This window comes from Candidatus Binatia bacterium (genome assembly GCA_035631035.1).
In the GTDB taxonomy this organism is placed as follows: Bacteria; Eisenbacteria; RBG-16-71-46; order SZUA-252; family SZUA-252; genus DASQJL01.
In genome coordinates this window covers 20,983-34,196 of the sequence record DASQJL010000082.1, presented here as the reverse complement: position 1 = coordinate 34,196, position 13,214 = coordinate 20,983, and the positions used below count along the sequence as shown (strand labels likewise).

General features: G+C 72.1%; 9 protein-coding genes. All 9 read left to right on the top strand.

Going from position 1 to position 13,214, the window contains the following annotated elements:
• Nucleotides 1-2: 2 nt before the first annotated feature.
• The 9 genes from VE326_09020 (at nt 3) to VE326_08980 (ending at nt 13,208) form a co-directional block, all read left to right on the top strand.
• Nucleotides 3-497: an adenylyltransferase/cytidyltransferase family protein gene (locus VE326_09020; protein ID HYJ33345.1), complete on the top strand. Its 495-nt coding sequence runs from the start codon at nt 3-5 to the stop codon at nt 495-497.
• Nucleotides 490-1,560 carry a glycosyltransferase family 9 protein gene (locus VE326_09015; GenBank protein HYJ33344.1) on the top strand — a complete coding sequence of 357 codons (1,071 nt, stop codon included), beginning with the start codon at nt 490-492 and terminating at the stop codon, nt 1,558-1,560. Before VE326_09020 ends, VE326_09015 begins: the two co-directional genes overlap by 8 nt.
• Nucleotides 1,547-2,614: a glycosyltransferase family 9 protein gene (locus VE326_09010; GenBank protein HYJ33343.1), complete on the top strand. Its 1,068-nt coding sequence runs from the start codon at nt 1,547-1,549 to the stop codon at nt 2,612-2,614. The genes VE326_09015 and VE326_09010 overlap by 14 nt, the downstream gene beginning before the upstream one ends.
• Entirely contained in the window at nt 2,599-3,384 is a 786-nt protein-coding gene (locus VE326_09005) for a glycosyltransferase family 2 protein (GenBank protein HYJ33342.1), read from the top strand. Before VE326_09010 ends, VE326_09005 begins: the two co-directional genes overlap by 16 nt.
• Entirely contained in the window at nt 3,381-4,478 is a 1,098-nt protein-coding gene (locus VE326_09000; protein ID HYJ33341.1) for a glycosyltransferase, read from the top strand. Before VE326_09005 ends, VE326_09000 begins: the two co-directional genes overlap by 4 nt.
• Complete coding sequence (locus VE326_08995; GenBank protein HYJ33340.1) at nt 4,475-5,668, top strand: glycosyltransferase; 1,194 nt, start codon at nt 4,475-4,477, stop codon at nt 5,666-5,668. The genes VE326_09000 and VE326_08995 overlap by 4 nt, the downstream gene beginning before the upstream one ends.
• A 64-nt stretch (nt 5,669-5,732) precedes the next feature.
• On the top strand, nt 5,733-7,112 hold the full coding sequence (gene rseP / locus VE326_08990) for an RIP metalloprotease RseP (protein HYJ33339.1): 1,380 nt from the start codon (nt 5,733-5,735) through the stop codon (nt 7,110-7,112).
• A gap of 10 nt (nt 7,113-7,122) precedes the next feature.
• Nucleotides 7,123-9,198: a BamA/TamA family outer membrane protein gene (locus VE326_08985; protein HYJ33338.1), complete on the top strand. Its 2,076-nt coding sequence runs from the start codon at nt 7,123-7,125 to the stop codon at nt 9,196-9,198.
• Nucleotides 9,198-13,208 (top strand): translocation/assembly module TamB domain-containing protein, encoded by a 4,011-nt coding sequence (locus VE326_08980; protein HYJ33337.1) that lies wholly within the window; start codon nt 9,198-9,200, stop codon nt 13,206-13,208. Before VE326_08985 ends, VE326_08980 begins: the two co-directional genes overlap by 1 nt.
• The last annotated feature ends 6 nt before the right edge of the window (nt 13,209-13,214 follow it).

Below are 13,214 nucleotides of genomic sequence, written 5' to 3'. Positions count from 1 at the left end.
GCGTGAGATCGGCGGCGGAGAAGATCGCGTCGCTGGAGGCGCTCGCGGCCCGGCTGGACCGCGCGCCCGGGGAGCGCGAGGGTCTCGTGCTCGCGAACGGCATCTTCGACCTCCTCCACGTCGGCCACGTCCGCTACCTCGCCGCCGCGCGCCAGGCCGGACGGGCGCTGCTCGTGGCCGTGAACTCGGACGCGAGCGCGAGGCGGCTCAAGGGCGCCGGGCGGCCGCTGCTTCCGCTGGCCGAGCGGCTCGAGCTGCTCGCCGCGCTCGAGTGCGTCGATCACGTGACCTCGTTCGAGGGGGACACCGTGGAAGAGGTGCTGCGCCGGATCCGCCCCGGCCTGCACGCGAAGGGGACCGACTACACGGTCGAGACCGTCCCCGAGCGGAGCATCGCGAGGGAGCTGGGCGTGCGGACGATCATCGTCGGCGACGCGAAGGAGCACGCCTCCAGCGATCTGATCGGCCGGATCCGGCGGGGTGGATCGGATGGCTGACGCGCGCCCCCTGGACGCTCCTCCTGCCGCTCCGCCTCTCCCGGCGCCGGCCCGCGTCCTGGTCTCGCGGCTCCGCCGGATCGGAGACGTCATCCTGGCGCTCCCGCTGGTGGATGCGCTGCGCGAGCGTTTCCCGGGCGCGCGGATCGACTTCCTGGCCGAGGAAGATCCGGCGCAGGCGGCGGTCGGCCATCCGGCGATCGATCGCGTTCTCTCCTTCCGTCCGTCCCCGTCTCCGCTGCCGGCCCCGGCCGCCGTGCTGCGGGAGCTGCGCGGCGCGCGCTACGACTGGACGATCGACCTGTACGGCAATTCGCGCTCGGCGATGCTCCTCGCGCTGACGGGGGCGCAGGTACGGGTCGGTCCGGCGCGCCGCGGACGCCGCCATCTCTACACTCACGTCGTTCCTCCGGTGCGGGAGCCGCTCTCGGCGATCGAGCACCACCTGGGCGCGCTGCGCGCCCTCGGCATCGAGACCTCGGGAGGCGCGCCGCGCATCCATTTGACCGCCGACGAGGCGGCCCGCGGGCGCGAGCGGCTGGACGGCCTCCTGCCCCCGGGAGGGGCGCGCGTCGGCCTGCACGTGGGAAACCGCTGGCCCGCGAAGCGGTGGCATCCCGAGCGCTTCGCGGCGCTCGCGCGCGCCCTCCCCGGCCTCGGAGCGCGCGCCCTGGTCCTGGGCGGTCCCGGGGAAGAGGGGACCGTGGCCGAAGTGGCGGAGCGGTCGGGCGCGCCGTCCCTTCCGCGGCTTCCGCTTCGCGAGTACTGGGGCGTGCTCGCCGCCCTCGACGTTCTGGTCACGAACGACGGGAGCCCGCTCCACGCCGGCCCGGCGCTCGCCGTGCCGACCGTCGGGATCCTGGGGCCGACCGTGCCGGAGATCTGGTTTCCGTACGGAGCGGACGAGGGGCACCAGCTCCTCCACCGGGAGATCTGGTGCCGCCCCTGCCACCGTCACGAGTGCGCGCGCCTCGACTGCCTCCACTGGATCGGGGTCGGCGACGCGCTGGCGGCGGTGGCGCGCGCGCTCGAGCGTAAGGAGGCGCGGCTTGCTCCCGCCTGAGGGGGTCCGCTCCGTCCTGGTGATCCGCCACCGCGCCGGCGGCGACCTGCTCCTCACGACGCCGGCGCTTCGCGCGCTGCGCGCGGGGCTCCCCGGCGCCCGCGTCACGGTGATCGCCGCGCGCGGCATGGGTGCCCTGCTCCAGGGAAACCCCGACGTGGACCAGGTGATCGAGTTCGACCGCCGCTCGCTCCGCTCGCAGGCCTCCCTCTACGCGAAGCTCGCGCGGGGCGGCTACGATCTGGTGCTCGACCTGGTATCCAATCCGCGCACGGCATTCCTGACGCGCCTCACGCGCGCCCGCGTGAGGGCCGGCTACGACATCCCCGGACGGCGCGGCGCCTACACCGTGCGCGTCCCGCGGGAGCCGCTCGCGCCGAGCGGCCGCCCCGTTCTGCGCTATGCGCCGGAGGCGGCGCTCGACGTGGTCCGCGCGCTCGGCCTGCCGGCCCAGGGGCTGGCGCTCCGCTTCGAGGTTGCTCCCGAGGCGCGGGCCTCGGTGGATGCGTGGCTTCGGCGCGCGAACGCGTCGCCGCCCCTCATCGCCTGCTCTCCGGCCGGCTCCTGGCCCGCGAAGACCTGGGCGCCCGAGCGGTTCGCGGCGGCGATGGACGCGCTCGCCGGAGAGGGCACGACGCTCTGGCTCTGGGGGCCAGAGGAGCGGGAGCGCGTCGAGGCGGCGCGCTCGCTCATGAAGACCCCCTCGCTGCTTGCGCCCGCGACCGGCTGGCAGGAGCTCGGGGCCCTCCTCTCGCGCTGCGCCCTCCTGATCGGGAACGACTCCGGTCCCAAGCACCTCGCCTCGGCGCTCGGCGTCCCGACGGTGACCGTCTACGGCCCGACGAACCCGGCCACGTGGCACCCGCCCGAGGGACCGCACGTGGCGGTCGAGGCCGCGGGGCTCGAGTGCCTGCACTGCAACGCCAACCGCTGCCCGCTTCCCGGCGACCGCCACATGCGCTGCATGCGCGACGTGGCCGCGGAGCGGGTGGCCGCGGCCGCGCGGGATCTCCTGCGCGCCGCGACCCGGGGAACGACGTGCGCGAGCCGCTGAGCGTCCTCGTCCCGGTGAAGAACGAGATCGCCAACGTGCGCGATTGCCTGGCGTCGGTGCGCTGGGCCGACGAGGTCGTGGTCGTGGATTCGGGGAGCACGGACGGCACGCTGGAGGCGGCGCGCGCCGCGGCCGATCGCGTGCTGGAGCACGAGTACGTGAACTCCGCGGCGCAGAAGAACTGGGCGCTCCCGCAGCTCACGCACCGGTGGGCGCTGATCGTGGACGCCGACGAGCGCGTCACGCCGGCGCTCCGGGCCGAGATCGAGGCGGTTCTCGCCGACGGCGGCCGGCTCGACGGCTACTGGATCCGCCGGGCGAACCATTTCCTGGGGAAGCCGATCCGCTCGGCGGGATGGCAGCGGGACCGGGTGCTCCGCCTCTTCGATCGCACCCAGGGCGCCTACGAGCCGCTCCACGTGCACGCCGAGGTCGCGATCGCGACGGGGCGGGTCGGGAGCCTGCTCGAGCCGCTGATCCACCACACGTACCGCGACCTGGACCAGTACTTCGAGAAATTCCACCGTTACACCCGGTGGTCCGCCGAGGATCTCCGCGCGCGGGGCGTGGGCGCGTCGGCGGCGCGCCTCCTCTTCCGGCCGCCGCTCCGCTTTCTCCGCATGTACCTGCTCGAGGGAGGATTCCGGGAGGGGCGCCACGGCATCGTGCTCTGCGGGCTTGCGGCGTTCTCGGTCTTCATGAAGTACGCGCGGCGCTGGGAGCTGGAGATCGCCTCGCGGGAGGGATCCGCGCGAGACCCCAGGCGGTGAGGGTCGCGTTCCTCGGCGCGTTCGATCCGGGCTACCCGCGGGTCCGCGTGCTCCAGGAGGGACTGGTGGAACACGGCGTGGACGCGCGCCTCTATCCGCTCTCCGCCAGGCCGATGGCGCGCGAGGCGAAGCTGATCGGCGCGTGGCTCTCGGGAGCCGCCCTCGCCGATGCCTTCGTCGTCCCCTCCTTCGGCCACCGCGACGTGCCGCCCATCTCGCTCCTCACGCACGCGGCGGGCGCTCCGCTCCTCTTCGATCCTCTGGTCTCGCGCTGGGACACCCAGGTCCGCGACCTGGGCCGCGTCCGCGCCGGGTCGGTCGCGGCCGCGCGGCTCCGCGCGAGCGACGCGGTCGCGATGCGCCTCGCCGACGTGGTCCTCTGCGACACGTGGGAGCACGGCGAGCTCTTCGCGTCCGAGTTCGGCGTGCCGCGCTCGAAGCTCGCCCGCGTGCCGGTGGGCGCCGACCGCGCCGCGTTCGCGCTCGGAGAAGCGCGCGCGGCGACGCGAGCGCGGGACGGCGCGCCGCTTCACGTGGTGTACGTCGGCGGCTTTCTCCCGCTGCACGGGGTCGAGATGGTGATCGGCGCCGCGGCATTCCTCGAGGCGCGGCGTGGGGCCGGCTTCGCGCGCTTCACCCTCGTCGGGGACGGGATGACGGCGCACCGGGCCGACCGGGACGCGGCGGCCCTGGGACTTCGCAGCCTCCGCCGGGTCCCGCGCGTGCCCTACCCGGAGGCGCTCGCGATCCTGGCGGACGCCGACGTCGCTCTCGGCATCTTCGGCACGACGGAGAAAGCGGCGCGCGTGATCCCGCACAAGGTCTACCAGGCGCTCGCCGCGGGCGTGCCGGTGGTGACGCGGCGCTCGCCGGCCGTCGTCGAGCTCTTCCCGGGATCGTCCCCGATGGCGCTGGTGCCTCCCGGCGACGCCGAAGCGCTCTCGGCAGCGATCGAGACCCTGGCGGAAGACCCGGCTCGCCGGGAGGCGATGGGAGCCGCGGGCCGCGAGGCGGCGCTCCGCTTCGCGACTCCCGAGCGCGTCGGCGCGGCCCTCCTCGAGGCGATCCGTCGGCCGCGCGGCGGGCTGCGGTGAACGCGGCCGGGCCCGGTGCCGCGGCCCCTCCCGGAGCGGGGGAGCCGCTGCGCGTGCTCCACGTGGATTCCGAGCGCACGTGGCGCGGCGGGGAGCGGCAGGTGCTGCTCCTCATGCGCCGCCAGCGCGACGCCGGGGACCAGCCCAACCTGGCCGCGCCGGGGTCGGGCGCCCTCGCTGCCCGCGCGCGCGCGGAGGGATTCCCGGTGCATAGCGTCCCGATGCGCGGGGCGTGGGATCTCGATTCGATCCTCCGCCTCGCGTCGGTGACGCGCGCGATGCGCCCGCACGTGGTCCACTGGCACGCGGCGCGCGCGCACGCCCTGGGCGCGATGGCCGCGCTCGCCGCACCCGGACCGGTCCGCGTCCTCTCCCGCCGCGTGGATTTTCCGGTGCGCGGGTCCTGGGGAAGCCGCCTCCTCTACGGCCTCCCGATCGAAGCGATCGCCGCCATCTCGGAAGGAGTCCGGCGGGCGCTCGAGGCGAGCGGCGTCTCCGGCCGGCTCATCCGCGTGATCCCGAGCGGGATCGATCTCGCGCCCTTCGAGGCGCCCTTCGATCGCGCCGCGGCGCGCGCCTCGCTCGGCATCGCTCCGGACGAGGTGGTGGCGCTTCAGGTCGCGGCCCTGGCGCCGCACAAGTCCCAGACCACGCTCCTTCGCGCCGCGGCGGCGGCCGTGGCCGGGGCTCCGCGGCTCCGCGTCTGGATCGCGGGGGAGGGGGGCCTTCGCGAGGCGCTCCTCGCCGAGCACCGATCGCTGGGTCTCGGCGAGCGCGTGCGTTTCCTGGGCTTCCGCGAGGACGTCGTGCCGCTCCTGCGCGCGGCCGACCTCTTCGTCCTCTCCTCCTACCTGGAGGGGCTCGGCACCTCCGTGCTCGACGCCATGGCCGCCGGTCTGCCGGTGGTCGCGACCGCCGTGGGGGGCGTCCCCGAGATCGTGGAGGACCGGGGCACCGGACTGCTCGTCCCGCCGAGGGACCCGGGGGCGCTCGCCGCCGCCATGGCGGGGCTCGCCGGGGACCCCGCGCTGCGCGCCGCGATGGGCGGACGGGGAAGGGAGCGGGCCCGCGCCTTCTCCGCCGACCGGACGGCCGCCTCCACGAGGGCGCTTTACGAGGAACTCCTGGGCCGATTCCCTGGTTCGAGGGGGCGTGCGGCCGGTGGCGGGGAGGTGGTCGGGCCGCCTTGATTCAGAATTCCCAACCTGTTACCGTGTTGCCGAGCCTGTTCCCATTCGCATCCTACCGAGGACCATGATGGCCGCCTTCCTGCCGACCCTGCTGTACGGAGCCCTTGTCCTGGGCGTACTCGTCTTCGTCCACGAGCTGGGCCACTTCCTGGTGGCCAAGTGGCTCGGGGTCCGCGTCCTCTCCTTCTCCATCGGCATGGGGCCGCGCCTCTTCGGCTTCCGGGCCGGAGAGACCGACTACCGGATTTCGCTCCTGCCGCTTGGGGGCTTCGTCCGGATGGCGGGGGACAATCCCGAGGAGGAGCGGGAGGGAGACGCGGGCGAATTCCTGGAAAAGCCGTGGTGGGGGCGCGCGCTGATCACGGTCGCGGGTCCGCTCGCGAACCTGGTCTTCGCCATGCTCCTCTTCTTCGGCCTCTACACCATCGGCTATACCGAGTCGGACTATCCGGCCCGCGTCGGACGCGTGGAGGCGAACTCCACGGCGGCCAGGGTCGGGCTGCAGAGCGGCGACGCCTTCCTGACCTGGGGCGGGGTCCCGGCCCGCACGATGGGGCAGCTCCGGGACGCCATCGAGAACGCGATGTCCTCGAAGAAGGCTCCCGGTCCGATGGCGTTCCAGGTGCAGCGGGGCGGCCGGGTGGTCGCGCTGAGCGTGCCGCGCGAGCAGGTCTCCGACATTCCGAGCGGCGTCCAGTGGGACATGAAGACCGTGATCGGGCAGGTGCTCATCGGGAATCCGGCCTACGCGGCCGGGATCCGCGAGGGGGACCGGATCCTCGCCGTGGACGGAAAGCCGGTGGCGAACTGGAACGACCTTCAGGAGAAGGTGACCAAGCGCCCCGACCAGGACATCGCGCTCACGATCGGGCGCGAGAAGCAGGTGTTCCGGGCCACCGTGCACACGACGCCGGAGGGGAAGATCGGCATCGGCCCGGTGGAGCAGATATCGGTCCGCCGCACCGTTCCTCCCGTCACCGCGGCCAAGTACGCCGTGCTGAAGACGGTGGAGACGGTCGGTCTCATCTACTCCGGGCTCTGGAGCTTCGTCTCGAACCCGGTCAAGCTGCACAACAGCATCGCGGGGCCGATCGCCATCGCACAGGTCGCGAACCAGCAGGCGAGCGGGGGCTTCGACCAGCTCGTCCTCTTCGCCGCCTTCATCAGCCTCGCCCTCATGGCGATGAACCTGCTGCCGATTCCGATCCTGGACGGCGGGCATGTCTTCTTCGCCCTGATCGAGGGCGTGCGGAAGCGCCCCCTCTCGTTGAAGACCCAGCTCTTCTTCCAGCGCATCGGCTTGATCGTGCTCGTCGGGCTCGTGGTCTTCTCCTTCTACAATGACCTGAACCGCGTCTCCCAACGGCGGCGCGCGGAGGCCGACATCTCCAAGCGGCTCACGGTCCCGGCGGCGGGAGACAGCGTGGGCCGCGCGACGCCCTGACCGCGCTCCCTTGAAGCGCGACGAGGGCTCGGGAAGGGCTTCGGCCCTCCTCATCGCCGCGCTCGCGGCCGCCCTCGCCGCCGCGCTTGCGGTCCTCGCCCCCGCGCCGGCTCTCGCCCAGAACGGCGACATCGAAGTCGAGCGCACCGTCCGCAAGGTCGAGATGCACGGCAACGCCTCGGTCGGCGACGGGACGCTGAAGAAGCTCCTGCGCACCCGGGGGCGCGGCGGCTTTCCCTTCTTCCGCACGCGGCCGCTCCGTCCCGACTACATCCGCTTCGACCGCCTCACGCTTCAGGACTACTACCGGCGCCACGGCTTCATCGAGGCCCGCGTGGACAGCGTGCCGCTCCGCTTCGACGCCAAGGGGAACGAGGCCGAGGTCCACTTCTACGTCACCGAGGGGCCGCGCGCCCGTGTCCGCGAGGTTCGCTTCGAGGGCACCGGACCGCTGGCCGAGGACAAGCTCCGGAACGTGCTGGAGCTGAAGCCGGGCGATCCGCTCGACATCCCGAAGCAGGACCTGAGCCGGGAGGCAGTGCACAACGAGTACGCCGAGCGCGGCTACGTGGCCGCGACCGTGCGGGACTCGCTGGAAGTGGACACGAGCGGCGCTTCGATCGTCTACCGGATCGCGCCCGGCCCGGTCACGCGGCTCGATTCGGTGATCGTCGAGGGGACGTCCGTGACCAAGCCGACCTTCGTGCGGCGCGAGTTCACGATCGGCCGGGGCGACCTGCTCAAGCGATCGAAGCTGCTTCGAAGCCAGCAGCGTATCTACGACACCGGGTTCTACTCCGACGTGCGGTTCGACCGGAGCGAGGTGGACAGCCTGGGACAGACCGCGGACGTGATCGTGGACGTGCGCGAGCGGAAGATGGGCTGGGTCGAGATGGGCGTCGGGTACGGCACGGTGGACCAGCTGCGCCTCACGACGCAGCTCGGGCAGAGGAACCTCTGGCGCGACGGCGTGCGCCTGGTCGCCAACGGGCTCCTCGGCGTGCGCCTGCAGGGAAGCACCGAGGGGGACGTCCATTTCCCCTACTTCCGGGTGCACCCCAAGGCGGTTCGCCTTGGGGACAGCCGGATCGACGCGTCGCTCACGCGTCCGTGGAACTTCGGCCTTCGCGTCGCGGCCACGGTTGGGGGATACGCCGAGCACCTGCTGCCCACGATCGGATCGCAGGCGCTTCGCCCCTACCGCGCCTATGGGGGAACCGGCGCCCTTTCGTACGATTTCACGCTGCACACGCACAGCCGATTCTCCTTCGAGCATCGAAACGTTGTATCGGACACGGTCAATTTCCAGTCCACGGGAGGCTCGAACATCCAGAGCTATCAAACCAACCGGCTCGTCGCCTCTCTGGAGCGGGATACGCGCGACAATCCCTTCGATCCGCGCACGGGAACCGACCTGCTGGGGTCGACCTCCTTCGTCGGGGGCGCCCTGAGCGGGAGCGCGCAGTTCCTGAAGCACACAGGGATCGGCATGGCCTTCGTCCCGGTGAACCTCAAGACGACCGCCGCGTTCCGGATCCGCTTCGGCCTGATCAACCCCCAGGCCGCGGGTCGCGTCACGGCCGGGACCAGCCCGATCGACCTGATCCCGATCGAGGAGCGGCTCTTCCTCGGAGGCGCCAACAGCCTGCGCGGATACGGCGAGAATGAGCTGGGATCGAGGGCGCAGGTCGACGCGGCCGGGAACTACATCACCGTGGACGTCCCCGGGCGGAACCCGCCGGCGCAACGGCTCCCCACGATCCGCGTCGGAGGAAGAGTCCTCCTGCTCCTCAACGCCGAGATCCGCCACAGGCTCTTCGGGCCGCTCGGGGCCGAGGCCTTCCTCGACGGGGGTAATGTCTGGGAGCGCCCGACCGATATTCATGCCAGGAATCTCCTGAGCTTCGGCGACCGGGCGGGGTATAACGATATGAGGTACACGGCCGGCCTGGGGATCCGTTTCGCGACGCCCCTGGGACCCCTCCGGCTGGATTACGGGTGGAAGCTCCGCATGGCTCGACCCGACCAGCGGGATCCGGCCACGTCCCGGGGCACATTCCACTTCAGCGTAGGCCAGGCCTTCTGATGACCACGGAACCCACCGACATTCCCGCGCCTCCGGCTCCCGCACCTCGCGGCTGGGGGTTTCAGGCGGTCCGCTTCTTCGTCGTGGGGATCGTGCTCGCCTTCCTCGTGGTCTCGGCGGCGGTCGGGGTGCTGACGTCGCTCCTCTCCGGGGGCGATCCGGCTCTTTCGCGCCAGCTGGTCGCGATCCTGAACCACCAGGTGGGCACCGACTCTACGCGGATCGAGGCGGGCCGGGTCTCGGGCACCCTCTTCCGCGGGGCCATCCTCGAACGGCCCCGGCTGATGGTGAAGACCGCCGACGGGGAGGTCACGTGGGCGTCCGCCAAGAGCGTCCACGTGGACTACGACCTGCTCGGCATCCTCTTCCGCAAGGACCGGAGCCTCACCGCCGTCATCGACTCCCTGACCGTCCGGCTCGTGCACGACCGCGCGGGTCGCGTCGTGTTCCCGAAGTTCGCGTCGCACCCGGCGCGGCGCGGAACCGGCGGGACGACCCGGGTCGCGATTGCCGCCAAGAACGGCGTCGTCTCGCTCGACTGGAGGAATCTCCGCTTCACCCAGGTGCAGGGCCGCGGCGTGCTGACGGCCGGCCCCGGCCAGTCCACGCTGGTCCTGGACGAGCTCTCGGGGCTGCCTGATCCCGCGGCGCGCTCGCGGGGCCGCGTGCGCGCGAGCGGCGGGATGACCGTGATCGGATCCTCGCTCCGGGTGGATCCCTTGGTCGTCGCCTACGGCGACTCGCGGGTGCGGGGCAGCGTCGATTGGGACCTCCGCGCGGGGCGCGCCGCCGACGGCCTCCTCCGCCTCGATCCGCTCCGCCTGGGGGACGTCTCGGGGCTGGTGGGCGCCGGCAAGACCGACGGGCGGCTCTCGGGCGAGATCTCCTTCGAGGGAACGCCGACCGACGGCAAGGCCACGGCCTGCCTCGCGGGAACGGTGAATCGAGAGACGCTCGACACCCTGGCCGTGACGGCCGCGCTGGCGCCCAAGCGCATCACCTTCTCGGGACTCCGCGTCCGCGTGCGCGGCGCCGAAGCCACCGGCGGCGGCGTCCTCGCGCTGGGACCGGGAGGCCCGCTCCAGGCCTCGATCACGTTCCACGGCATCGACCCGGCCGCGGTGCCCTGGTGGAAAGCGCCCGACGACATGCCGTCCGGCGCGCTCGCGGGCACGTCGCGCCTTCTGATTCGCTTCAACCGCCCGCGCGCGACGGTCGCGGCGACCGTGGCGCTGGAGCAGAGCCGCTTCGGGCGGCTCGACATGCGGCAGGGACTTCTCCACGTGGCGACGGGCGCCGACGGCTCGACGGTCCTGGACAGCAGCTGGGTGGACGTGCCCGGCGGACGCCTTCTCGGGCGCGCGCGCCTTGCGCCGGACCAGACGATCGACGCGCACGTGGTGGCCTCGATCGAGGATCTCGCCGCGATGAACGGCCTGATGTCGCCGGTGGCCGCGCAGTCGGGACGGGGCCGCCTGACGGCCGATCTGTCGGGCTCGATCCGCCAGCCCGATTTCGAGGCGCGCGCCTCGCTGGGAGACGGGCGCCTCACGAACGGCGCGGGCTACGACTCGCTGCTGGTGAGCGCCGCCGGCCGCCTCGGGACCGACGGCACGGCCCGCGCCTACCTCACGGCGCGCGGCATCCGCGCCGCCGGACGGCCCCTGGGCAACGCGGCGGCGACCGTCTCGTTCGGAAAGAAGATCGTGATCGAGCGCTACGTGCAGTCGGCGGGCGATTCGACCCTGGCGTTCCGGGGCACGGTGACCCCGGGGAAGGAAGAGACCACCGCCGTTCTCGACTCGATGGTGCTGACCGCCGGGACGCTCCGCTTCCGGAATCTCGAGCCGGTGCGTCTCGTGTTCGGCCAGGGGCACGTGAAGACGGCGTCCCTGCCGCTCGACATGCGCCCGGGCCGCGCCGACATCGCGTTCGACTGGGATCTGCGCCGCGCCCGGATCGACGCGGACGGCCGGCTCTCGGGGCTGGACGCGACGCGCATCCCAGGACTCGCGGCATCGCGCGATTCCCTTCGCGGGGAGATCGAGGGATCGTTCCACGTGTCGGGCCCGCTCTCCGACCCCGCGCTCACCGTCGACGCCGCGGTGCTCCGCCCCTCCTGGGGCGGCATCAACGGCGACAGCCTGTCCGTGGCGCTCGCCTACGCGCCGGGCGTGCTGCGGATCGACCGGGCGCGCTGGGCGGCCGCCGACGGTCGCGCCGCGCTCACCGGAACGATCCGGGCGCCGGTCTCCCTGGAGGCATGGCTTCGCGGCATCGCCAGGCGCGACGAGTCCTGGGCGAAGAACGCCGCGCTCGACCTGGATGCCCGGGTGGATTCGCTCGATCTCTCGTTGCTCGCCCCGGCCGACACCTCGCTCCGTTCGCTCGACGGGACGGCGACGTTCACCGCCCACGTCTCGGGGACGGGGCTCATGCCGGTGGCGGCCATCCACGCCACCTCGCCGCGGATCGCCTTCCGCGGCGTCCTCGGGGCGATCACGGGCGCCGACCTCGATTACGCCGAGCGCACGCTCCGGATCACCCGGCTCGACCTCACGCAGAGCGGCAGCGTCTCCTCCATCACGGGGCAGATCCCGGTGGATCTCTCCTTTTTTGCCAAGGACCGCCTGCTACGGGACCGTCCGTTCCAGCTCACCGTCCGGATCACCGACGCCGACTTCAAGCTCGCCTCGGTCATCTATCCGGCCTATGTCGCTTCGAGCACGGGTAAGTTCAGCGTCATGGCGGGGGTCTCGGGCACACCGCGGGCGCCGGCGATCCAGGGATCGGTCAAGCTCAAGGACGGCGTCGTGCGCCTGGCCGGCCGCGAGGAGATCGTGAGCCGGATCCAGCTCGAAGGCGCGTTCGACCAGAACCAGCTCACGATCACGTCGATGACGGGGATGCAGGGAGCCAAGGGGAAGCTCACCGGGAGCGGGACTTGGCAATGGGGCGGTCTCGCCGGCAAGGCGATCCCGATCGAGGCGGGGCCGCCGGGGAAGTATTCGTTCAAGGTGAACGCCTCCAACTTCACGGTGACCGATCGCGAGACCTACGCGATGCAGCTCACGGGGACCTTCACCATCGCCAACGGCACGACCGAGGACGGAAGGCAGATCCCCTTCATCACCGGATCGTCCACGCTCGCCAAGGGGAACCTCACGCTCGACCTGGCCGCCACCGACCAGGAGGAGATCGTGCTGCCGTTCTACTACGACGTGAGCGTGGACGTGCCGCAGGGACTCTTCTACCGCACCGTGGACAGCGAGGTGGAGCTTCAGGGGAATCTCCGGCTGCTCAACAAGGGGGAGGGGAACCTCGCGCTCGGCACGATGACCGTGCGGAAGGGGCGCTACTACCTGTTCACGCGCGAGATCCAGAACCTGAGCGGCGATTTCATCTTCAGCAGCCTCGACCGGACCGATCCGGAGCTGGCGGTGGACGGCGAGACGACGATCCCGGTCTCTAAGGGATCGCCCACGGTCATCAAGGTATCCTTGACCGGAAGGGCGAGCCGCCCCGAGGTCCATCTCTGGGATCCCAATCCCGACAGCCGCTACTCCCAGGCGGATCTCTGGCGGATGCTCACCTACGGGCAGTTCACCCCCTCGCAGGAGGCGAGCGGCGACGGCACGGGCGGAAACGGAGGCGCGGGCGGGCTCGCGCTGCCGATCCAGGCCTACCTCTTCCGCAATGCCGAGCGGTGGCTCTCGCAGAGCGGCTGGATCGACACGTTCGATCTCGGCACCGGCGCGCGCGCCGGCGGCGAGACCGGCTCGGGTCCGCTCGACGTGGGCGTCGTGGGGGCGGGAAAGTATGTGACGCGCGACCTCTACATCAATTATTCTCGCGAATTCTCGGGGGCCGTCGAGCAGCGGATCGGCGCGGAGTACCGCGTCACGCGGCATCTCCTGCTCAAGGGAGAGCGCACCGATCGGAACGCCACGCCCGGAGGCCGTCCTCCCGAGGAATACAACCTCGACCTCAAGGTCCGACTGGAGTACTAGCCCGAC

What these genes read in the sequence shown, in the direction of transcription:
- VE326_08980 (HYJ33337.1), top strand. Translation starts at nt 9,198, where the DNA reads ATGACCACGGAACCCACCGACATTCCCGCGCCTCCGGCTCCCGCACCT.
- VE326_09015 (HYJ33344.1), top strand. Translation starts at nt 490, where the DNA reads ATGGCTGACGCGCGCCCCCTGGACGCTCCTCCTGCCGCTCCGCCTCTC.
- rseP (HYJ33339.1), top strand. Translation starts at nt 5,733, where the DNA reads ATGATGGCCGCCTTCCTGCCGACCCTGCTGTACGGAGCCCTTGTCCTG.